The sequence below is a fragment of the Microbispora sp. GKU 823 genome (assembly GCF_002027145.1).
Lineage (GTDB): Bacteria > Actinomycetota > Actinomycetes > Streptosporangiales > Streptosporangiaceae > Microbispora > Microbispora siamensis.
Window position 1 is genome coordinate 1 of the sequence record NZ_MWJN01000055.1, and the last position, 22,133, is coordinate 22,133.

The 22,133-nt window shown below is 68.6% G+C and carries 17 protein-coding genes and 1 pseudogene; 9 read left to right on the plus strand and 9 right to left on the minus strand.

Annotation, left to right across the window (positions count from 1 at the left end; all coding sequences use genetic code 11):
* Positions 1 to 160: 160 nt before the first annotated feature.
* From B1L11_RS26055 to B1L11_RS26070, 4 genes are all read right to left on the minus strand, one after another.
* Positions 161 to 1,345 (minus strand): mandelate racemase/muconate lactonizing enzyme family protein, encoded by a 1,185-nt coding sequence (locus tag B1L11_RS26055; protein ID WP_204052760.1) that lies wholly within the window; start codon positions 1,343 to 1,345, stop codon positions 161 to 163.
* Between the two features lie 25 nt (positions 1,346 to 1,370).
* Positions 1,371 to 2,198: a carbohydrate ABC transporter permease gene (locus B1L11_RS26060; RefSeq protein ID WP_079317010.1), complete on the minus strand. Its 828-nt coding sequence runs from the start codon at positions 2,196 to 2,198 to the stop codon at positions 1,371 to 1,373.
* On the minus strand, positions 2,198 to 3,025 hold the full coding sequence (locus B1L11_RS26065; protein WP_218671305.1) for a carbohydrate ABC transporter permease: 828 nt from the start codon (positions 3,023 to 3,025) through the stop codon (positions 2,198 to 2,200). Before B1L11_RS26065 ends, B1L11_RS26060 begins: the two co-directional genes overlap by 1 nt.
* Positions 3,026 to 3,182: 157 nt before the next feature.
* Positions 3,183 to 4,460: an ABC transporter substrate-binding protein gene (locus tag B1L11_RS26070; protein WP_079317014.1), complete on the minus strand. Its 1,278-nt coding sequence runs from the start codon at positions 4,458 to 4,460 to the stop codon at positions 3,183 to 3,185.
* 219 nt (positions 4,461 to 4,679) lie between these two features.
* Between B1L11_RS26070 and B1L11_RS26075 the strand changes: the two genes are divergently transcribed.
* The 7 genes from B1L11_RS26075 to B1L11_RS26100 all read left to right on the plus strand — a co-directional run bounded on the left by B1L11_RS26075 (position 4,680) and on the right by B1L11_RS26100 (position 13,363).
* Positions 4,680 to 5,369, plus strand: coding sequence for a FadR/GntR family transcriptional regulator (locus B1L11_RS26075; protein WP_218671306.1), 690 nt, complete (start codon positions 4,680 to 4,682; stop codon positions 5,367 to 5,369).
* Positions 5,370 to 5,890: 521 nt separating this feature from the next.
* Complete coding sequence (locus B1L11_RS26080) at positions 5,891 to 7,261, plus strand: lectin (RefSeq protein WP_079317018.1); 1,371 nt, start codon at positions 5,891 to 5,893, stop codon at positions 7,259 to 7,261.
* Positions 7,262 to 7,492: 231 nt separating this feature from the next.
* Positions 7,493 to 8,596: a glycoside hydrolase N-terminal domain-containing protein gene (locus tag B1L11_RS48605; protein ID WP_218671307.1), complete on the plus strand. Its 1,104-nt coding sequence runs from the start codon at positions 7,493 to 7,495 to the stop codon at positions 8,594 to 8,596.
* Positions 8,518 to 10,344 carry an RICIN domain-containing protein gene (locus tag B1L11_RS48610; protein ID WP_218671308.1) on the plus strand — a complete coding sequence of 609 codons (1,827 nt, stop codon included), beginning with the start codon at positions 8,518 to 8,520 and terminating at the stop codon, positions 10,342 to 10,344. The genes B1L11_RS48605 and B1L11_RS48610 overlap by 79 nt, the downstream gene beginning before the upstream one ends.
* 554 nt (positions 10,345 to 10,898) lie before the next feature.
* On the plus strand, positions 10,899 to 11,579 hold the full coding sequence (locus tag B1L11_RS26090; RefSeq protein WP_143737560.1) for a hypothetical protein: 681 nt from the start codon (positions 10,899 to 10,901) through the stop codon (positions 11,577 to 11,579).
* Positions 11,580 to 11,776: 197 nt separating this feature from the next.
* Positions 11,777 to 12,037, plus strand: coding sequence for a hypothetical protein (locus B1L11_RS26095; protein WP_143737561.1), 261 nt, complete (start codon positions 11,777 to 11,779; stop codon positions 12,035 to 12,037).
* 9 nt (positions 12,038 to 12,046) lie between these two features.
* On the plus strand, positions 12,047 to 13,363 hold the full coding sequence (locus B1L11_RS26100; RefSeq protein ID WP_079317022.1) for a hypothetical protein: 1,317 nt from the start codon (positions 12,047 to 12,049) through the stop codon (positions 13,361 to 13,363).
* A gap of 55 nt (positions 13,364 to 13,418) precedes the next feature.
* Here B1L11_RS26100 and B1L11_RS26105 read toward each other — a convergent pair whose 3' ends face one another.
* From B1L11_RS26105 to B1L11_RS26120, 4 genes are all read right to left on the minus strand, one after another.
* Positions 13,419 to 15,056, minus strand: a complete 1,638-nt coding sequence (locus tag B1L11_RS26105; RefSeq protein ID WP_079317024.1) for a beta-xylosidase — start codon at positions 15,054 to 15,056, stop codon at positions 13,419 to 13,421.
* A 49-nt stretch (positions 15,057 to 15,105) separates the two neighbouring features.
* Positions 15,106 to 15,957, minus strand: a complete 852-nt coding sequence (locus tag B1L11_RS26110; RefSeq protein ID WP_256862899.1) for a carbohydrate ABC transporter permease — start codon at positions 15,955 to 15,957, stop codon at positions 15,106 to 15,108.
* 73 nt (positions 15,958 to 16,030) lie between these two features.
* Positions 16,031 to 16,840: a carbohydrate ABC transporter permease gene (locus B1L11_RS26115; protein ID WP_256862900.1), complete on the minus strand. Its 810-nt coding sequence runs from the start codon at positions 16,838 to 16,840 to the stop codon at positions 16,031 to 16,033.
* A gap of 232 nt (positions 16,841 to 17,072) precedes the next feature.
* Positions 17,073 to 18,392, minus strand: a complete 1,320-nt coding sequence (locus tag B1L11_RS26120) for an ABC transporter substrate-binding protein (protein ID WP_079317030.1) — start codon at positions 18,390 to 18,392, stop codon at positions 17,073 to 17,075.
* 174 nt (positions 18,393 to 18,566) lie between these two features.
* On the opposite strand from B1L11_RS26120, the gene B1L11_RS26125 reads away from it, so the two are divergent.
* Positions 18,567 to 19,610: a LacI family DNA-binding transcriptional regulator gene (locus B1L11_RS26125; protein ID WP_079317032.1), complete on the plus strand. Its 1,044-nt coding sequence runs from the start codon at positions 18,567 to 18,569 to the stop codon at positions 19,608 to 19,610.
* Positions 19,611 to 19,683: 73 nt separating this feature from the next.
* A pseudogene (locus B1L11_RS51995) lies at positions 19,684 to 20,000 on the plus strand (hypothetical protein).
* A 338-nt stretch (positions 20,001 to 20,338) separates the two neighbouring features.
* Here B1L11_RS51995 and B1L11_RS48615 read toward each other — a convergent pair.
* Positions 20,339 to 22,117 (minus strand): alpha/beta fold hydrolase, encoded by a 1,779-nt coding sequence (locus B1L11_RS48615; protein WP_218671309.1) that lies wholly within the window; start codon positions 22,115 to 22,117, stop codon positions 20,339 to 20,341.
* Between the last annotated feature and the right edge of the window lie 16 nt (positions 22,118 to 22,133).

The following is a 22,133-nucleotide window of genomic DNA, read 5'->3' on the forward strand; positions in this document are numbered from 1 at the left end:
CCGCCGCCCACGCCGCCGCCACACACATCGACAACACACTCGACGACTACCGCAGAGAGATCCAGCAGCGCCTGTTCTCCCCCTCCGGCTGATCCCTGCCGATGCCCGCACTCCGTGCTCCCTGCCGACGCCCGCACTCCGTGCCGACGCGGGGTGGGGCTCAGACGCCGGCGTCGGCCGCGGAAGGCGTCGTCCCGCCCCGGAGACCGCTCGGTGAAGAGCCGCCGGTCACGGCGAGAAGCCGCCGCCCGGCGTGCTCCGGCCGGATGTTGGGGCCCTTGGCGGCCCCGGTGTTCGGCCGGCGCGCGAACGTGTCGATCGCCTGCTCGTCGATCGTGATGCCGAGGCCCGGCGTGTCTCCGAGGACGAAGGCGCCGTTCTCGACGTACAGGTCGAGCGACATCCCGACCGGCGGGTAGAGGTCCTGCAACTCACTCGCCATGTGGTTCGGCACCGACGTCGCGGCGTGCAGCAGCGCGACCGGTGTGGTGCCGATCGGGCTGACCGGCAGCTCATGGGCGTGCGCCAGGGCGGACACCCGGAGGAAGTGGGTCACCCCCCAGACCGCGGCCGTCTGGACGATGTCGACTGCTCCCGCGGCGAGCAACGGACGGAACTGCTCGAGCCCGGTCAGGTTCTCCCCCGAGGCGACGGAGGCCCGGATCCCCCGGCCGACGACGGCCAGACCTTCGGCGTCCCACCGCCGGACCGGCTCTTCGATCCAGGTGAGATCCAAAGTGCGCTCGAGCTCGCAGACGTGCCGAACCGCCTGCTTGCGGGTCCATGCCTCGTTCACGTCGAGCATGAGGCCCGGCCGCAATCCCTGCCCGGCCTCCGTCAGGACATCCCGCACCAGCGTCAGGCGATGCCGGTCGCGTTCGATGTCGAGGCCGCCCTTGAGCTTGGCCGCCCGCAGACCGTGCTGGGCGTAGACCTGGTAGACGGAGACGAGCTCGTCGTCGGTCAGGCCGATGTCGAGGCCCGAGGCGTAGGCGGGAACCCGCCTGTCCCGTCCGCCCAGCAGACGCCAGAGCGGTTCACCGGCCGCCTGTGCCTTGATGTCCCACAGGGCGGTGTCGAGTGCTCCGATCGTGCCGAACACGGCGCCCGCGTGCCCCGCCTTGAAGGTCTGCCGCAGCATCCGGTCGTAGAGCGCCGTCACGCCGCGCGGATCCTCGCCCTCGATGGCGGCGAACACGGCGTCGATTTCCACGTGCGGCCCCAGGCCGACGCCGGTGATCCCCTCGTCGGTGTCCACCATGACGATCGGCGTCGAGACGACTCCGTCGGGGAAGACACCGTTGGCGTCACCGACGGGACGGCCCCATTCCTGGACCGTCGTCATGGTCCGATACCCCGTGATCCGCATGTCAGCCCTTCGTGGAACCGGCGGTGACGCCGTCGGCGATCTGGCGCTGGAGGAAGAGATACAGCATCAGCACGGGTATCGCGGCGATCAGGACTCCCGAGGCGAAGGTGGGAATGTCGTCGGAGTACTGTCCGCGCAGTGAGTTGACACCGATCATGAGGGTCCGATGCTCGGGCGACGGCATCATCAGCAGGGAGATCAGCACATCGTTCCAGCAGAACAGGGTGTCGAGGATTCCTACCGAGAGCAGCGCCGGAACGCCCAGCGGGAGCATGATCCGCCGGTACACCCCGTACACCGTGTTTCCGTCGATCCTGGCCGCGTCGACGATCTCCGCCGGAATGGTCCTGTAGTGGCTCGTCATCAGGAAGATGGTGAACGGGAGGAACTGCGCGACGTAGGCCAGGATCAGTCCCGGGTAGGTGTCGACGAGCCCGCTGTCGGCCATGATCCTGGTGAGCGGCACCATGATCACCTGGAACGGAATGAACAGCCCCGCGAGACAGCCCAGGAAGATCACCGAAGAGCCGCGGAACCGCAACTGGCTCAGCGCGAAGCCGGCCATCGACCCCAACAGCAGCAGCAGGGCCACGGCGAACGACACGACGATGAACGAGTTGGCGAAATACCGCGCCATTCCGGCGCCGGTCCACGCCTCGGCGATGTTGTCCCAGCGCAGGGAATCCGTCGGGGAGAACCGGTCGAGGATGTAGTCGCGCCGGGTCTTCATCGCGACGTTGGCGGTGAAGACGAGAGGATAGATCGTCGCCAGCGCGAGGGCGGCCATCGGGACGGCGGCCACCCATCTGGCCAGACGCCTGCCGGGCATCAGTCCTGCCTCCCCGCGCGGCGGAGCAGAGTGATCTGCAGGAGCCCCACCACGAGCATGACGACGAAGAGAACCGTCGAGGCGGCCGAGGCGAGCGCCGGCCGGTTCATCTGTCCCTGCTGATGCCAGATGTAGTACTCCGGCAGGTAGGTCGATCCCTCCGGTCCCCCGCTGGTCATGACGAAGAGCAGGCCGAACATGGACGTCAGCATCCCGATCATCGTGGTCACGAAGACGAACTGGATGGTGCGCGTCAGACTCGGGATGATCACGTGCCAGATGACCTGGCGGAGCGACGCGCCGTCCACGCGGGCGGCGTCCAGAAGCGAGGCGTCGAGGGTGCTGAACCCGGCGAGGAACACCACCAGCGCCATCCCGAACGTCGCCCAGACGTGCACGCCGACGACCGTGAACATGGAGATGCCCGGATCGCCGAGCCAGTCGACCGGGCCGACGCCGATCGCCCCGAGCGCGGCGTTCAGCGGGCCGTCGAACCCGAGCATGAGGTTGAAGATCGCACCGACGATCACCGGGGAGAGCACAGCCGGGAAGAAGTAGACGCTGCGGTAGACCCGGTGTCCCGGAACGCGCAGATAGATGAAGGTGGCGAGCAGGCCCGGAATCGCCACCGCCACGGGAAGCAGCAGCACCAGCAGCCCGACGTTGCGCAGCGAGGTGTGGAACAACGGGTCGCCGGCCAGCTCCAGGTAGTTGCTCAGGCCGACCGGGGTCCCGTTGAGCTCGCCGTCGCCCGTGAAGGAGAAGTTGACCCCCAGGACGAGCGGCCACAGCCGCAGCAGCACGATGATCAGTACGGCCGGGGCCACCAGGACGTAGGGGGCGAGGCGTTCCGCGCGCGCCCCACGAGAGGCCGGCCGGGTAGCCGCCCCCTCGCGAGGTCCCCGCTGCTTCGTCGTCTCTCCGCCGGCCCGCCCGGAACCTGCCGGTCGGACCAACGGCGACGAACCTCCGAGCGGCACGCGATCAGCCCGCCCGGTCGGAGGCGGCCAGCTGCTCCACCGCCTTGTCCACCGTGGTCGACCCGCTCAGGAGCTGCTGGGACAGCCTTCCCATCAGGTCCAGGGTCTTGGAGGACAGCGCGACGTGCAGGGCGGGCTTGCCTGTTTTGATCTCGGACACGATCGCGGCGACGGCCGGGCCGGCCTGCGAGACGTCGATCGTCGTGTCGGACGCGATCGCACCGGCCTTGGAGTAGAACGCGGTCAAGGCGTCGGTCGAGGTCAGGGAGCGCACCAGATCGGCGGCCAGCCCCGGATCCTTCGTCCACTTCGCGACCGCGTAGCCGATGCCGCCGTCGTACGGAAGGCTCGGGGTGGCCCCGTCGGCGACGACGGGGGCCTGCATGACGCCGATCTTGTCGGGCGGCAGGAACTCGCCGAAGTCCTTCCAGTGCCCGATATCCGACATCAGCCCGATGATGTGGGCGGCCTTCCCGGTCTCGAAGACTCGGAAGATGTCGGTGAACATCGCGGTGGAGTTGGCGCCCTTGTTGTTCAGCCCCTTGTCGTTGGCGTCCTTCCACAACTCGAAGATCCGCTTCACGTGGGGAGAGGTCCAGTCGCGCTTCCCGCCGATCCAGTCGTCGTACTCCTGCGGCGTCAGGATGCCGGATCCGAGGCCCGACATGAAGAACTGGATCCCGAAGCCTTCCTTGTTGCCGAGCGCGAAGCACGACGCCCCGGTCGCCTTCTTGATGGCGGCGCAGTCGCCGGCGAACTCGTCCCATGTCTTGGGCGGGTTCGCCGGGTCGAGACCGGCCTTCTCGTAGAGCGCCTTGTTGTAGTAGATCGGGTGTCCCTGCAGGGTCACCGGCGCGGCGTAGATCTTGCCGTCCTTGCTGAACGCGTCCCAGCCCGCCAACCGGCTCTTGTCCCCGGCCACGTACTGGTCCAGCGGAAGGAGCGCGTCGACCCGGTCACGGATCTGCCCGCCGCCGTTGAAGAGCATGACGTCGGGCCCCTTGTTGGACTGGATGGCCGTGCCCAGCAGGGTGTAGTACTGGTCGAACGGCTGGGCGACGAACTCGACGGTGACCCCGGGATGCCGCTTGGCGAAGTCGGCCTTCGCCTTCTCGATATATGCCGCCGCGGTCGGTTCACTTGATTTCCAGTCCCAGACCACGAGCTTCTGCTGCTTCTGCTGAGAGTCTCCGGACGGGGACTCCGTCCGTGCCGCGCTCCCGCAGCCGGCCACGGTCAGTCCCGCGACCATCACCGCCGACCACAAGGCTCTCTGCTTCATCGCTGCTCTCACTCTCCGAGAGCGGCCGGCGGACCCGGCCGTGTCCGGCGAAAGGTAACTCGTATGACGTCTGACGTCAATAGACGTCGCGTATACTGGCGCGGTGGCGCTCCTTGGCCAGGGCCACCGGAGGGGGATATGACGGCATCGCAGGAAACGGCCGGCGGTACCCCGGCGCCACCGGCCTGGGTACGACGCCCGGCCAGCCTCGCCCGAGCGGTGACCGCCGAGCTGGTGGAGCGTATCGTACGCGGCGTGCACCCGCCGGGGACGCCGCTGCCCCCCGAGCCCGCGCTGTGCGAAGCCTTCTCCGTGAGCCGCACCGTCGTCAGGGAGGCCGTGAAAGTCCTGCAGGAGAAGGGGCTGGTGCAGGTCCGCCAGGGCGCCGGCACGATGGTGACCCCGCCCGCGATGTGGGACATGCTCGACGAGCTCGTCCTCGCCGCGACCATCGCCGAGGACGAGAGCCTGGCGATTCTCGACGACCTCGTCGTGACGCGGCGTGTGCTCGAGTCCGACATGGCGAACGTCGCCGCCCGCCTGGCCGGGCCGGACACGGTCGAGCGGTTGCGCGCGCTGGTGGACCAGATGGACGAGCTCGTGGACGACCCCGCCACGTACGCGGAGAGCGACCGCGCCTTCCACGACACGATCATGCAGGCGTCGGGAAACCGCATCGCCCGAGGCGTCGTACGGGCACTGGAGAGCCAGGTCGTGAACACCGCCCGCTACATGGGCCGGACCGAGCGAGCCCTGTGCGTGGCGTCGAACCTGGGCCACCGGCGCATCTACGAACGCATCGCCGCCCACGATCCCGAGGGCGCCTCCGAGGCGATGTTCAACCACATCACCGAGGCCTGGCTCGTCCGCCGCAGCGGACCGGCCGATCCCGTACGGCTGCGGCGTTAGGCCGCGTCCCCGCGCTACCGCCCACCCCCGCCGGGCAGGGCTGGGGTGGCCGGCCGGCCTGACCGCCCGTTCGCGTCCTCCGGAACGATTCGATCGCCGGGCGGTGAAAGTTTCATCGTGGCACGCCGGTGGTGACCACGGGCGCTCCCCTGGTCAGACGCGGGAGCGACGGCTCGTCTCGGGCAAGGGTCCCGCCGCGCCGGAAAGACCCGATGTTGACAAATCTTGTCACGGTCATATTTGCTCCGCTGCACCACAGGCTCCAGCCTCCCGGAAGAAAGGAGTTTCGATCACGGCGCCTGATGTGAGCGCTAACATGACCTGCGGCGACCGGTCTGTCCCTGGGCGCCAAACCGGCGGTTTCGATAGGCGGAACGCGCGCGCCGGGTCGACCCGCATATTCACCGGTTCACCGACCGGAAAATTCGGCTGACCGACGCGGTCACCCCAGAAAAGGTGCAGGCAAGAATGACTCCCCCATCTACGTGTGTCACCACGGGAACGGCAAAGGAACTTGCGTGATGTCGAGGCACAGGTCCCTCTTCACCGCTGTCGCGACCGCGGCATTGCTCGTTCTGGCCACTGCGCAGACGGCGCTGGGCGACAGCGCGACCACGTCGCTCGCCAGGAAGAGCGCCCTCGCGGCCACCGCGGGATGCGGCAAGACTCCGACGCTGAGAAGCGGTACGCAGTCGATTACCACCAGCGGGAAAAATCGCAGCTACATCCTGAGAATTCCCGACAACTACAACAACACGACCCCCTACCGGTTGATCTTCGGATTCCACTGGAACGGTGGCACCGCAAATGACGTCGACTCGGGTGGAACCAGCGGGTACCCGTGGTCCTATTACGGGCTCAGGGCGTTGTCGAACAATACGGCGATCTTCGTCGCGCCGCAGGGTGTCAACAACGGCTGGGCCAATTCCGGCGGTGAGGACATCACTTTCGTCGACGACATGATCCGGCGGATCGAGGCGGACCTCTGCGTCGACACGACGCAGCGCTTCGCCATGGGTTTCAGCTACGGCGGCGGCATGAGTTACGCGCTCGCCTGCGCCCGGTCGACGGTCTTCCGCGCCGTGGCGGTCTACTCCGGCGCACAACTCAGCGGGTGCAGCGGCGGCACCCAGCCCATCGCCTACATCGGGCTGCACGGCCTCAGGGACCCGGTGCTCAACATCTCTCTGGGCCGAGGGCTGCGTGACACGTTCGTCAGGAACAACGGCTGCACGCCCCAGAACCCGCCGGAGCCGGCGCAGGGCAGCCTGACGCACATCGTCACCTACTACTCGGGGTGCCGAGCCGGGTATCCGGTCGCGTGGGCGGCGTTCGACGCGGGTCACACGCCGAATCCCGTGGACGGGAAGTCCGGCGACCTCGAACCTGGCGAGAACTCCTGGACCAGGCCAGTGGTGTGGAATTTCTTCGCGCAGTTCGCAGGCGACAACCCGCCGGCCTCACCCTCTCCCTCGCCGACGGCTTCTCCTACCGGCAATCCGCCGGCGACGAGCGCACTGAAGGGCGTGGCGTCGGGGCGGTGCCTGGACGTCAACGGCGCATCCCAGGCCAACGGCGCCCAGGCGCAGATCTGGGACTGCAACGGGCAGGCCAACCAGCAGTGGACCTCCACCAGCGCCGGTGAGCTGCGCGTCTACGGCAACAAGTGCCTCGACGTCAACGGCGGCGCCACGGCCGACGGCACCAGCGTGATCATCTGGGACTGCAACGGCCAGAACAACCAGAAGTGGCGCCTCAACACCGACGGCACCATCACCGCCGTCGGCGCGAACAAATGCCTGGACGTGTCCGGCGCCGGCACCGCCAACGGCACCAAGACGCAGATCTGGGCCTGCCACGGCGGCACCAACCAGAAATGGACCCGCACCTGACCCGCAATCCCTTACCGGAGCGGCCTGATCGCCGTCCCGCGCGGGCGAGAGCCTCACACGAGCCGGTCCGCCCGAAATCCGCGCGGACCGGCTCGCCTTTTCCACGTGCCACACGGCCTGGCGCCGCCCAAGCGTCCCGCCCACCCGCCGCCATGCCTCGTCGGTGCCGGCCTCGTGGTCGTACCGGACGAAGGCCGTCCGCCCCGCAACCCATGCGTTTGGAGAACCTCAATGGCTGATGTATCGCGAAGGCAACTGCTGAGACTCGGTGCGATCGGCGCCGGAGCCGCGATGCTGCCGGTGCAGTGGACGGCCACTGCGCGGGCTGCGTCGGCGCCGCCGCCGGAGGTACGCGCCGCCAACGATCTGGCGCTGTGGTACGACGCGAGCGCCGGCACCGATTGGCTGCGTGCGCTGCCGATCGGTAACGGCCGCCTGGGTGCCATGGTGTTCGGCAACGTCGACACCGAGCGGCTGCAGCTCAACGAGGACACGATCTGGGCCGGGGGGCCGTACGACCAGAGCAACACGAAGGGCGCGGCGGCGTTGGGGCAGATCCGGCAACTGGTCTTCCAGAACCAGTGGAGCCAGGCCCAAAGCCTGATCGACCAGAACATGCTGGGCAATCCCTCCGCTCAGCTGGCGTACCAGACCGTGGGCAATCTGCGGCTGACCTTCGGCAGCGCCAGCGGCGTCTCGGAGTACAACCGGTTCCTTGACCTGACCACGGCCACCACGACGACGACGTACTTGCAGAACGGCGTCCGGTATCGGCGAGAGGTGCTCGCGAGCGCGCCGGACCAGGTGATCGCCATCCGCCTCACCGCCGACAAGCCCGGGTCCATCACGTTCTCCGCGACGTTCGACAGCCCCCAGCGGACGACGCGCTCCAGCCCGGACGGCACGACGGTGGCGCTCGACGGCGTCTCCGGCGACCAGCGCGGTCTGTCGGGCAAGGTCAGGTTCCTGGCGCTGGCCCGGGCCGTCGCCGACGGCGGCAGCGTCAGCAGCTCCGGCGGCACCCTCCAGGTACGGGGCGCCAACAGCGTGACCGTGCTGATCTCCATCGGCTCCAGCTACGTGAACTACAAGGACACCAGCGGCGACTACCAGGGCATCGCACGGCGATACCTCGACGCCGCCAACGGCAGGACCTACGACGACCTGCGCGCCCGGCACGTGGCCGACTACCAGCGGCTGTTCGGCCGCACCACGCTCGACCTCGGCCGCACCTCGGCGGCGACCAGCCGACCGACGTGCGGATCGCGCAGCACGCCACCACCAACGACCCGCAGTTCTCGGCGCTGCTGTTCCAGTTCGGCCGCTACCTGCTGATCTCCTCCTCCCGGCCGGGCACCCAGCCGGCCAACCTGCAGGGCATCTGGAACGACTCGCTGACCCCGTCGTGGGACTCGAAGTACACCCTCAACGCCAACCTGCCGATGAACTACTGGCCGGCCGACACGACGAACCTGTCGGAGTGCTACGAGCCGGTGTTCCGGATGATCAACGACCTCACGGTCACCGGCGCCCGCACGGCTCGCGTTCAGTACAACGCCGGGGGCTGGGTGACCCACCACAACACCGACGGGTGGCGGGGCTCGTCGGTCGTCGACGGCGCGACATGGGGTATGTGGCAGACCGGCGGCGCGTGGCTGTCCACCATGATCTGGGACCATTACCTCTTCACCGGCGACCTCGACTTCCTCCGGCAGTACTATCCGGCGATGAAGGGTGCCGCGCAGTTCTTCCTGGAGACGCTCGTCCAGGAGCCAAGCCTGGGGTATCTGGTCACGAACCCGTCGAACTCGCCTGAGCTGACCCACCACTCGGGCGTCAGCGTGTGCGCCGGCCCCACGATGGACAACCAGATCCTGCGTGACCTGTTCAACGGCTGCGCCAAGGCCAGCGAGGTCCTCGGCACGGACGCGAGCTTCCGGAGCCAGGTCCTGGCCGCTCGCGACCGGCTGGCTCCGATGAAGGTCGGCTCGCGCGGCAACATCCAGGAGTGGCTGTACGACTGGGTGGAGACCGAGCAGAACCACCGGCACATCTCGCACCTGTACGGCCTGCACCCCAGCAACCAGATCACCAAGCGCGGCACACCCACCCTGTACAACGCGGCGCGGCGGACGCTCGAACTGCGCGGCGACGACGGCACGGGCTGGTCCCTCGCCTGGAAGATCAACTACTGGGCACGGATGGAGGAGGGCAACCGGGCGCGCAACCTGATCGGCCTGCTGGTGAGGACGGACCGGCTCGCGCCGAACATGTTCGACCTGCACCCGCCGTTCCAGATCGACGGCAACTTCGGCGCCACGTCCGGCATCACCGAGATGCTGTTGCAGAGCCACAACGGCGAGCTGCACGTGCTGCCCGCACTGCCCTCTGCGTGGCCGAGCGGGAAAGTGCAGGGCCTCCGGGGACGTGGCGGCTACACGGTGGACGCGACCTGGAGCTCCGATGGGGCCATCGAGATCCTCGTCAAGTTCGACCGTGACGGCACGGTCAACGTGCGCAGCCGTATCTTCACCGGGACCTACCAGGTGGTCGACGCCGCGACCGGCGGTGCCGTCACCGTCACCAAGCCCGAGGCCGACGTCATCGCGCTGCCCGGCCAGGCCGGCCGCACCTATCGCCTGACCGGGTCCGGGGGAGGCTCCACCCCGACCGGCTACGTGCGGATCGCCAACGTCACCACCGGTCTGGCGCTGGACAGCGGCGGCAACGTGGCGTCGGGGTCGAACCTCAAGCAGTGGAACTGGGACGGCAGCACGAATCTCCAGTGGCAGCTGGTGGACCTCGGCGGCGGGTGGTATCGCATCGTCAACCGCACCAACGGCATGGTGGCCGACAGCTGGGGCAACACCGCCAACGGCGCCAACGCCAGGCAGTCGGCCTGGAACGGTGGCAACAACCAGCAGTGGCGCCTCAATGATCTCGGCAACGGCCGCTACCAGATCGTCAACCGCGGCACCGGGACGTCCCTCGACGGCATGGGCTACACCACCGCCGGCTCCGCCGTCGGCATGTGGACGCCCAACAGCAACACCAACAACCAATGGACCATCACCGCGCTCTGACCGACACGCGGAGACCTTCCTGCGAATCCTCGGCAGCCTGCCCGGATTCGCGGGAAGGCCTCGGCCCACATGTGGCCGCCGGGGAACGTCCTCGATGTCATCGCCGGGCTCACCCCACTTCTGTTGCGAACGCATCAAGTTCTGTTCATTCGTGGCGAAAGTCGTTAGCCTCGACGCGATCGGTCTCACCGGCCCGAGCCGCATCTCCCCATCCAGGGGCCGTACCTCGTGGAGAGCAGAAGTGACGATGGCGCGCTGGCTGGGCCGGTTGCTTCTGCTGGTCGTCGGCGGCGTGCTGGCGATGACGCCCTGGCGGCCCCCGCCTTCGCTCATGGCCAGCTCGCGATGTCGACACCGGTCAAGGACAGTACGGTGCGCGAGCCGATGGAGTCCCTCGCGCTCTACTTCACCGAGGCGCCCGCCCCGAACGCGTATTTCGCGGTCACGCCCCCGGCGGCGCCCGCGTCGACCGGCCCTGGACGCACGGTCAGCCGAAACGCCTCGACAAGCCCGTCCAGGAGTACAACCTCGTCGACGGGGTGTGGGAACCGAGCGTGTACAACACCGGGTACCCCGCGGAGATCCCCGTCGCCTACTGGCCGAAGCAGGGCGAGTACGTAGTGCGCTACCTGTCGATCGCCTCCGACGGCGAGCCGGTGCGGGGAGAACTGCGGTTCACCTACAAGGGCAGGACCTCGGGGCCGCCCAAGGGCTGGCAGGCCCCGGACAACGAACCCGACGCCATCCTGCTCGCCTCGGCCGAGCCCGGGAGCGGCACGCAGGCCCCGGTGCCAGAGGCCGGCGGGAGCCCGGCCCCGGTAACACAGGCCGGCGGGAGCCCGGCCCCGGTGGCACAGGCCGGCGGGAGCCCGGCCCCGGCAACACAGACCGGCGGGAGCCCGGCGGCGATGGGCCCCGCTGTGCCCCAGACCGGCGCCGGCGCGGCCGCGGTTCCCGAAACCGGCGGCAGTCAAGGCGCCGTGCCCGAAACCGGCACACCCGGCACCGCCGCCCGGACAGCGCAGCCGGCCGACTCCGGCACCGGGCTGTCGGTATGGCTGGTGCCCGCGCTCCTCGTCATCGGAGCGGGCGTCCTGGTGGCGCGAGCGGCACGGCGGCCCGTGCCGGCCGCGTCGGCGGCCCGGCCGGCTCCCGGCCGCCCGCAGGCCAAGAAACCCGCACGCCCGTCGGCGTCCCGTACTCCACAGCGCCCCAAGTCCACCAGGCGACGCTGACTTGCCCCACCCCCTTCAGGAGAACTCCCCCCATGACGATCGCCCCCTGCGCGCCTGCGCCCGTTGCTCGCCGCGTTCCCGCTCGGCGTGGCCCTGCTGATGGCCACGTCGGCCTGTGGCGGGTCGGATGCCGCGACCCACGCCCAGTCGGCCCCGGCTCCTGCCGAGTCGGCTCCGCCGCCCCGCCGACTCCGGCCGTGAAGGAGATCACGGTCACCGTCGCCGGTCGGAAGGTCACGCCGCCGCCGGGACGGATCGAGGTGACCAAGGGGCAGACGGTGCGGATCACGGTGACCAGCGACGTCGCCGATGAGGCGCACCTGCACGGGTACGACAAGGAGGCAAGCCTGCAGCCCGGCACGCCCGCGAGCATCGAGTTCGTCGCCGACGAGACCGGGCTGTTCGAGATGGAGACCCACGAGTCGGGACTGCAGCTGTTCCAGCTCGTCGTGCGTTAGGCGGGCGGGATGCTGCTGGCTCACGGCATCGGCGGCCGTCAGGATCTGCCGATCCCGTTCTCGGCCGCGCTGACCGGCGCGATCCTCGCGTTGCTGGTGTCGTTCGTGGCGCTCGGCGCGTTGTGGAGACAACCGCGACTGGGTGGCGCACTCACCGGTGCCCGTTCACTGCCCACCGTCATCCAGACGGCGGTGACCGCACCGGCCTGGCGGTGGGTCTGGCGGATCGCCGGGCTCGTCGCCGCGGCGTACTTCTGCATCGGGCTGATCTTCGGTCCCGATCGGGCCGACAACCCCACGGCCGGGGCGTTCTACGTGCTGTTCTGGGTCGGCCTGGTGCCGCTGTCGCTGCTGTTCGGCCCGGTGTGGCGCGGCCTGAACCCGCTGCGGACGCTGCACCTGCTGGCCTGCAAGGGGCTCGGACGCGACCCCGAGCTCGGCCTGAGGCCGATGCCCGCGGCCCTCGGATACTGGCCCGCCTGCGCCGGCCTGTTCGCCTTCGTCTGGCTGGAACTGGTGGCCCCCGAACGGGCCACCCTGCCGGTCATCGGAGCATGGCTCGCGGCCTACACCGTGCTCATGCTCGCCGGAGCGGTCGTCTTCGGCTCCCGGTGGTTCGACCACGCCGATCCGTTCGAGGTCTACAGCGACCTCGTGGGCAGGCTCGCCCCCGTGCACAGGCGCCGCGACGGCGTCGCGGTCTGGCGCAACTCCCTGGACGGGATGGCCGGGCTACGACCGGCACCGGGACTGACGGCACTGGTGGTCGTGCTCCTGGGCTCCACCATGTACGACAGCCTGTCCAACGCCCCGGTATGGGTGCGCTTCGTACAGGAGAGCGCGGTGCCGGTGCCGGTCACGGGCACCGCCGGCCTGGTCATCGTCATCGGCCTGGTGCTCGCGGCGTACCGGGCCGCGACCGCGCTCGCGGGCCGATGGGGCGCGGCCGAGCCCGGCACGACCGCAGGCGAGATCGCCCACTCGATCGTGCCGATAGCCGTCGGATACGTCGTCGCCCACTACTACACCCTGTTCCTCCTGGAAGGGCAGCGGACGATCGCCCTGCTGTCCGACCCGCTGGACACCGGAGCCGACTGGCTCGGCACCGCCGGATGGACCATCCAGGCGCTCGGCACCACCCCCGCCGGAGTCGCCACCCTCCAGGTCACGGTCATCGTCATCGGCCACGTGCTGGGCACCGTCCTGGCCCACGACCGTGCGCTGGCCCTGTTCCCGCGCCGGACCGCCGTACTCGGGCAGGTTCCCCTGCTCGTGCTGATGGTGGTCTACACCGTGGTGGGCCTGCTCCTCCTGTTCGCCGCCTGAGCGGGAAGGCGAAGGCCGGGAAGGGGAAGGCCGGGAAGGGGAAGGCGCCGTGCGGTCACGCCGACTGCCTGAGCGACATCACCGCCCACGGCGCGAGTTCGACGTCGAGGTCGAGCACACCGGTCTCTGGCACGGTCAGCGTGAACCTGAGGAGCGAGTCGGCGACTCTGCTCAGGTATTCGCTCTCGGTCCGGGACGGGTTGAGAGGGGACCCGAGCCGATACCAGGCCTCGGCGGCGTTGCCGTGCTCCCAGTCCACGATCTCGACGAGGAACGCGGTGCCCGGCTCCAGCCCGCCGATCGAGTGCCGGATCCTCCGGCTCGGCCCCATCTCGGCCAGCGCGCGTGTCGCGGGGTACGAGTTCTCCGACCGGACACCCCGCAAGGCCATGTCCTCCGGGTAGTTGAAGAACACCGCCGACACGGCCGACGTCCGGCTGTCACGGGTCACGACCCCGTCGGACGTCGAGAGGAGCAGCCGGTCACCGAGCCTTTCCAGCATCGTGAACGCGTGGAACGTCGGCTTGTGGATGCCGCTCTCGTTCACCAGGCCGAATCCGCCGTGGAACGGCCCGATCCCGGCGCCTCCCTCCTCGAACACGTCCGTGAAGGTCCAGTAGGAGATCGAGTCGGCGAGGGTGGCGCACTGCAGGTACGACCGCGTGATGAAGGTCGCCGCGAACAGCGTGTCGTGGATGTAGTCACGGGATGACGGCGACGTCGACCACTCCGTGATGTGGATCTCGGCGTCGGGGTACGCGCTGTTGCTCACCAGCTTGCGAAGCAGGGTCAGGTCGTCGAACGTCGCGTCGGCGTACCGGGTGATCTGCACCGCCTCGCCGTCGGCGCCGAACGCGAAGTCGGTGGGGTACGTGTGGGTCGAGATGAAGTCGATCGGCAGTTCGCGCTCCGCACACCAGGCGATGAAGTCCTCGACCCACACCGGCCGCCAGTCGAGCGCGTCCACGTCGGCCGCGCCGGCCGTCGCGTGCGTCGCGGCACGGTCCTCGACTTCGCCCTTGTAGCGGTCGTCCGGCACGAAGACACTCGTGGCGGGCCCGCCCACCTTCAACCCGGGGTCAATCCTCTTGATCGCCGTAACGGTCTGCTCATAAAGCTCGAAGTACTCGGTCTTCGTCCCGGTCCAGAAATGGGGAACCAGGTTCGGCTCGTTCCACACCTCGAATCGCCACTGCCTCACCTCGTCGAGGCCGTACCGGTCGATCCAGTGCTCGACCGACCTCGTGACCAGCTCGACCCAGCGCGCCATGTCCTTGGGCGGGCTGCAGTGCGCGCCCCACCAGAACACCGTCTCGGTCACCGTCGCCAGCTCGCGCGGCATGAAGCCAAGCTCGACGAACGGACGGACACCGCGGTCCACGATGAAGTCGAACACCTTGTCCACGTAGCTGAACGTGTACACGGGCGAGGCGAGGGGCGCGTTCTCGCCGAAACCGCCGCCGTAGCTTTCCCGGTACACGAACATGTCGTCGTGGAAGACGCCGTGGAAGCGGATGTACTGGAATCCGCACGCGTCGACGACCTCGGCGAACTGCCGTTGCCAGTCCGCGCGCAGCGCCTCGTTCGCTCGCCCGGCGCCGATGCACCTGCTCCACACGTGCGGGAACGCACTCTCGTCGCACGGCTTGCCGTCGATCCTCAACCGGGGTTCGGACACACCGTCGCTCGTCATGGTCTCTCTTCTCTTCATGAATGGTTTACGGGTGGGAGATGGCCGGCGGCTAGCCCTTGATGGCGCCCAGTGACAGACCCGACTGCCAGTACCGCTGCAGGCTGAGAAAAGCGACGATCAACGGGACGATCGTCAGCAGCGCGGACGTGATCACGAGATTCTGGACGAGGGCGCCGTTCCCGGCCGACGAGCCCAGCTTGTTCCACTGGTTGATTCCGACGGTCAGCGGATACCACGCGGGGTCCTTGAGCATGATCAACGGCAGGAAGTAGTTGTTCCAGATCGACACGAACGAGAAGAGCAGGACCGTCACACCTGCCGGCGCGAGCATCGGGAGCGCGATCCGGAGAAAGGTCCTGAACTCCCCGGCGCCGTCGATCTTCGCGGCCTCGAGCAGGCCCGTCGGCACGGCTTCGGCGGTGAACACCCACATCAGGTACAGCCCGAACGGGTTGATGAAGGACGGGATGAGAATCGCCCACGGGGTGTTGGTCAGGCCGAGGTGCGCGAACAGCAGGAACTGCGGGATCGCCAGGGCGATGCCGGGGACCGAGATCGATCCCAGTACGACGAAGAGGAACACCCGCTTGCCCGTGAAGTCCAGCTTCGCCAGGGCGTACCCGCCGAGGGCGGCCAGGAAGGTCGACACGGTCGCGCCCACGACCACATAGAGGAGGGTGTTGAGCAGCCACCGGGAGAAGATCCCGTCCTGGTAGCGGAACACCTCCACGATGTTGTCCCAGAGGGCGAACTCGCGACCGGGCGCGAGCCCGAACGACGAGACGAAATCGGCCTGCGACTTGGTCGCGTTGATGACGAGCCACACGAGCGGCAGCAGGCAGTAGAGGGTGAACAGGGCCGTCATCACGGTGAGCGTCGTGCTCTTCCTGGGATTGTCCACCGTGTGGAGCCGGCGGCCGCGACCGGGACGACGGATCGGCGTGCCGGAGGATTCCCCTGCCTCGGCCCGCGGGCTACTGATCGGACGCATTCCTCAACCCTCTGATCTGGACGGCGTAGGCGACGGCGATCGTGATCGCCGCCATGACGAGCGCGAGTGCTGCCGCATAGCCCTGCTGAGACCCGGTGAACGCCAGGTTGTACGCGTACAGGTTGGGCGTGTAGAAGGTCGTGACGCCGCTGCCCGCCACCATGGTGGGCAGGATCTGCGGTTCGTTGAACATCTGGAACGTGCCGATGATCGAGAAGATGATCGTGACGACCAGGGATCCGCGCAGTGCCGGCAGCTTGATCGCGCGGACGACCTGGAACTCGTTCGCCCCGTCGATCGCCGCCGCCTCGTACAGTTCGCGCGGGACGGCCTTGAGCGCGGCGTAGAAGATGAGCATGTTGAAGCCGGTGAACGCCCACGTCACCATCAGCCCGATGGAGATGAGCGTGGTGCCGGGGGCGAAGGGGTCGATGTCCGTGCCCAGGGCGCGGTTGAGGCTGCCGAACAGGCCGTACTTCACCCCGAGCAGGAATCCCCACATGAGAGTCGACACGATCGCCGGCACCGCGTAGGGCAGGAAGATCGTCGCCCGCATGAACCTGGTGCCGTGCACGCGCATGGAGTCCAGCGCCAGCGCCAGTGCCATGGAGAAGAACAGCATGATGGGCACCTGGACCAGCGTGAACCGGACGACGCGTCCCACCCCATCCCAGAACTGCGGATCCCGGAACAGCTTGCCGTAGTTGGCGAACCCGACGAACGTGGTGCCCCCGACCAGCTTGTCCTGGAAGAGGCTGAGGTAGGCGGCGTACAGGATGGGCACGATGAACACGAGCGCGAACAGCGCGCCGAAGGGCGCGATGAACGCCAGTCCGGCCCGTGACTTCCGGCGCTTCCCCGCCGGCGCGGATGCCGTTCCTCATCCGGCGGCGCCATGGCCGAAGGGGTGACGTCGAACCGACGTGCCAGGTCCATGTCCGTGTTCCTTCCGATCCGCCGCGTTGCCCGGCTCGCTTCTTCCGGCGACGGTGTGTCGCGCGCGGCCCCGCCCCCGATGGGAAGCGCTAGTCCACCTCGAAGCCCTGCTCGTTGCCGTACTGGATGCAGCGCTGCTTCCACTGTTCGAGGATCTCGGCGAGCTTGACCTTGCCCGTGGTGTAGAACGGTGACGCGATGTCGCCGTAGATCGAGCGCGCCCATTCGAAGAACGGCGGATACTGCCAGCCGCTCCCGACGGTCTCCGAGGCCTCGGCCAGCACCGCACCGACCTTCTGGCCGCCGAAGTACTTGTTGGCCTTGCTCTGGAAGGCCTCGCTCTCCAGCACGGACGTGTTCGGCACGAAGGCGCCCGCGTCGACACGGGACGACAGGCCGCCGCCGTGCGTGAAGTACTCGAGGAACTTGAACGCCGCGTCCTTGTGCCCCGCCGCGGCCGGGATGCCGAAGGAGCTTCCGCCGTTCTCCGCTCCGACCTTGTCTCCCTGCCGCCACTGCGGCATCAGCGCGACTCTGAAGTCACCGGCGGCCTTCGGTGCGCGCTCGGGCAGCGTCGAGGTCAGCCAGCCGCCCATGGTCTGGGTGGCGAGGGTTCCGTCGTTGAGCGTTCGGTTCCAGTCGTCGGACCATCCCGTGATCTTGGTGTTGACCAGGCCCTCGTCGAGCATCTTCTGCCAGAAGGCCACGGCCCTGGTCGTGCCCTCGTCCGTGAAGTCGATGTGCACCTTGTTGCCGTTCACGGTGAACGGGCGACCGCCGGCCTGCCAGATGAGCGACAGCAGGAAGAAGATGTCCCCCGTGTCCTGGGCGATGTAGTGGTCGCCGCCGAGCGCGCGCACCTTCTTGGCGGCCTCGTAGTACTCGTCCCACGTCGCCGGGGCCTTGTCGATGCCGGCCTTCTTGAGCGTGGCGGAGTTGTAGAACATCGCCGACGGCCCGTAATCGGACGGCAGGGCGTAGACCTTGCCGTTGACCGTCACGTCGCCCCACGCGGTCGGGACGTAGTCGTTCTTGAGCTTCTCGACGCCGAACTCTCCGAGGTCGGTGAGCTTGCCCGGGATGGCGAAGTAGGGCACCGCGAAGTACTCGAACATCACGAGGTCGGGCACACCGGAACCGGCCTGGATGGCGTTGTCGAGCGCCTTGTACTCGTCCTGGGACGAGCCGGCGTTGACGACCTCGACCTTGATGTTCGGGTTCGCGGCCTGGAAGCCGGAAACGGCCCGCTCGACCGTGCCGTCCCAACTCCAGACCGTGAGCTTCACCTGTTCGTCACCGCCGCCGGCCGCCCCGCCCCCGCCGCCGCCCGCGCCGCCCGAGCAGGCGGCCAGCGCGAACATCGGCACGAGCGCTGCGGAAAGGAGCCGTACCTTCCGGGAGAGCCGCATGAGCCTCTCCTCTCATCCCGAGGATGGTTTCGAAACTATTTCGCAACTTGTTCGTTACTGCCAGGGACACTAGGTGGCGCGTCTGTCAGTGTCAACGGGTGGACGGGAGCAAATCGCCCACACCGAACCCGTGGTAGGTTTCGAAATAGTTTCGTAGCCGCGGAAGGAGCCCTGATGCCACGGCGAGGTCGTTCCGAGCGGGCCACCTTGGCTGATGTCGCCCGGCTGGCCGGCGTCTCGCCGACGACAGCGTCGAAGGTCCTCAACGGCCGCAGCGATGTGGGGGCGAAGACGCGTGAGCTCGTCCTCGGAGTCATGGCCGAGATCGGCTACAAGCCGACGGCGGCACGTCACGAGCAGACGCGGGACCGGACCCTCGTCACCATGCTCGACATCGTGGAGTCCCGTTACGCCGGGACGGTGCTCCAGGGGATTCTCGTGGCCGCGACCTCCGCGCAGGCCGAGCTCCTCCTTCGCCTGCCGCCCGGCGAGCCGATCAGCACCAACCGTACGGCGGCCCGCGCCTGGGTGGAGGAGCAGAAGGCGTCCGGCGTCGCCGGTCTCATCGCGCTCGCCGTCGCCGTGCCCGACGCGGTGCTCCTCGCCACGGAGGATCTCGAAGTGCCCGTCGTCACGATCGACCCGATCGATACCACCGAATCACGCGTCGTCAGCATCGGCTCCACCAACTGGGCGGGCGGTCGCTCGGCGACCGAACACGTCATCAAGCTCGGCCACCGCAGGATCGCCTGGGTCGGCGGCCCACTGGGCTCGGCCCCCTCGGTGGAACGCTTCCACGGATACCAGGCCGCGCTCGACTCGGCCGGCATCACGCCGGACCGCGCACTGATCCGCCATGAGGCGTTCTCCGTCGAGGCGGGACTCCGGCACGGCCGTGAGATCCTCTCACTCGACGAGCGGCCGACCGCCGTCGTCGCGGGCAACGACGAGATCGCCGTCGGCGTCCTCGCCGCGGCCAAGGAGCTGCACATCGCCGTCCCCGGCGAGCTGTCGGTCACCGGGTTCGACGACACTCCGCAGACCGAGTGGACCACGCCCCGGCTCACGTCCGTCCGGCAGCCTCTCGTCGGCATGGGCCGGATGGCCGTCGAGACCGTCCTCGGCATGGCGGACGGCGTCCAGCCCGCCTCACGGCACCTCCAGCTGGCGACGACCCTCAGCGTCCGCGACTCGACGGGCCCCGTCCCGTCGTCCTGATCTGCCAGGTGCGGACACCGCGTCGAGGGCGGGAAATCCTCTATGCCTCACGGTCCGCGGCGTCGGCACCCACATCGACAAGTACGGCACCGGCTCCGACACCCGGCTGCTGACGGCGAGCGGCGTGCACTCCAACAACGGCACCAAGTCCACCCCCTCGCTGTCGGGCGACATCCTCGGCGACTGGCGCGAGGAGGTCATCTGGCCCACCACCGACAACCGGGCCCTGCGGATCTACTCCACGCCCGACATCACACGCTGCTGCACGACCCGCAGTACCGGGTCGCCCTGGCCTGGCAGAACACCGCCTACAACCAGCCGCCGCACCCGAGCTTCTTCATCGGCAACGGCATGTCCACCCCACCCCAGCCCAGGGTCTACCTGCGCTGACCACTGTGACCGGTCCCTGGTCCTCCCCCGCGATGCCAGGGACCGGCATCTCTCCCGGCGCGACGGTGCAGACCGTCGACAACGCCGGCGACCGCAACGTCTTCTTCGTCACCACGGACGGGTGGGTGCCGTCCGGCGACCTGTCCGACAGCGTCCACCCCCGACGACACCGGACACCGGGCGATCGCGGCCAAGCCGACCCCGATCGTGGCCGAACACCGCCCCCCGCGCGCGCCACCCACCCTCACCCCGACGCTCCGGTCGGTCGCGGAGCACGGCGAGGTGGGGACGGCCCTCACCGCCGTGCTCGGCGACCGAACGGACCTGAACCGCCGAGGTCAGTTGTTCGCGATGAAGTCGGCGACCAGCCGGTTGAACTCGTCGGCGTGCTCGATCATCGCCCAATGCCCGCAGCGGTTGAGCAACACCAGCCGGCTGTTCGGGATGTTCGCCAGCAGGTACAGCGAGGTTTCGAACGGGACCACGCGGTCGTCGCGGCCGTGGATGAGCAGGGTCGGCACCTGGATCGCCGGCAGCAGCTCCGGCTTGACCCACTTCGGCAGCGGGGCGCCCTTCGGCAGGCCGTCCACGTAGTTGCGCAGGTGGTCCGGGCGGGCGAGCGCGGCGTCCGAACGCGCCCGGCACAGCTCGGGGGTGGCGAACCGGGCCTTGTCGTAGACCATGATCTCGACGAGCCGGCGCATGTTCTCCGGGCTCGCGTCGCGGTAGGCCTCGATCAGCACCTTGAGGCCCTCGGACGGGCCGTCACCGGCACCGAAGAGCGTGGGCATCCGGCCGACCGGCGGACCCATGGTGACCAGATGCGAGATCCGGGAGGGATGCTCCGTGGCCAGGCGCAGCGAAGTCTGACCACCCATCGAGTTGCCGACGAACGCGGCCTTCTCGATGCCGAGGGCGTCCAGGAACTGGATCGCCGCCTCCACGTGGTCGAGCCGGTCGACGGTCGCGGGATCCGACTCGCCCCAGCCGGGCATGTCGACCGCGTATACGTGGAAGTGCTCGGCCAGCGCCTCGATGTTGCCGGCGAAGTTGCTCCACCCCGTCGCGCCCGGTCCGCTGCCGTGCAGCAGCACGACCGGATGGCCGGAGCCCGCCTCGTAGTAGCGGAGCTTCCAGTCCTCGGTCTGGACCGTGCGCGCGATGTCCTTGGCGTCGAGGGTCATCAGTTGGCCTCCCCGTTCGGCGCGGGCGCGGCGGCCAGCAGCCCGGCGACGACGCCCGGGGGGGCGGTGGCCCCAGCTGTGCAGCCTGTCGAGCGTCTTCACCTCCCACGTCTCGTCGTCGATGATCAGCCCGCCCCAGCCGTACTCGACGCTGAAGCCCGAGGGAGTGAAGACGTAGAAGCTGAACATCCGGTCGTTCGGATGCATCCCGAGCGTCATCTCGAACGGCTGCTTGGCGTCCATGCAGCGGTCGTAGGCCAGTCCGACGTCGCGGATGTCGGTCACCTCGACCATGAAGTGATGGGTCTTCTTCGGCGACGGCAGGTCGCCGAAGGCCACGGTGTGGTGACGGCCGTTGCAGTGCAGGAAGATCAGGTCGGCGACCACGCCCGGGGCCAGTTCCTCGACGATGACGTCGCTGATCTTGAAGCCGAGCAGGTCGATGTAGAAGTGCAGGTAGGTCTCTCGCGAGACGCCGTGCGCCAGGAGGACCTGGTGGCCCGCGCCGCCGGCGCCCGTCACGAACCCGCCGAGCAGCTTCGCGGACGCGAACGGCGTGGCGGCGTCGGCCAGGCCGGTGACCAGCTCGACCCGGTTGCCCATGGGGTCCGTGGTGACGAAGATCCGCTCCACCTTGCGGGCGGCGGCGAGGGCGTCGCCGCCTTCGGTGACCTCGATCCCGGCCGCACGGACCTTCTCGACCAGCGCGTCGAGCGTGACGGAGTCCGAGACCTCGTAGCCGGTGGCCACCAGGTCGTCGGCGGGCCCCCTGGTGATGATCCAGCGGTGCGCCTTCTCGTCCGTGCGCAGCGTGAACCCGCCATCGGTCTTCTCTCCGAACTGCATGCCCAGCAGCTCGACGGCGAAGCGCTCCCAGTCAGCGAGGTCGCCGACCTCGTAGACGACGTAACCGAGCTCCTTGACTCCGGACATCTCTCTTCTCCTTCTC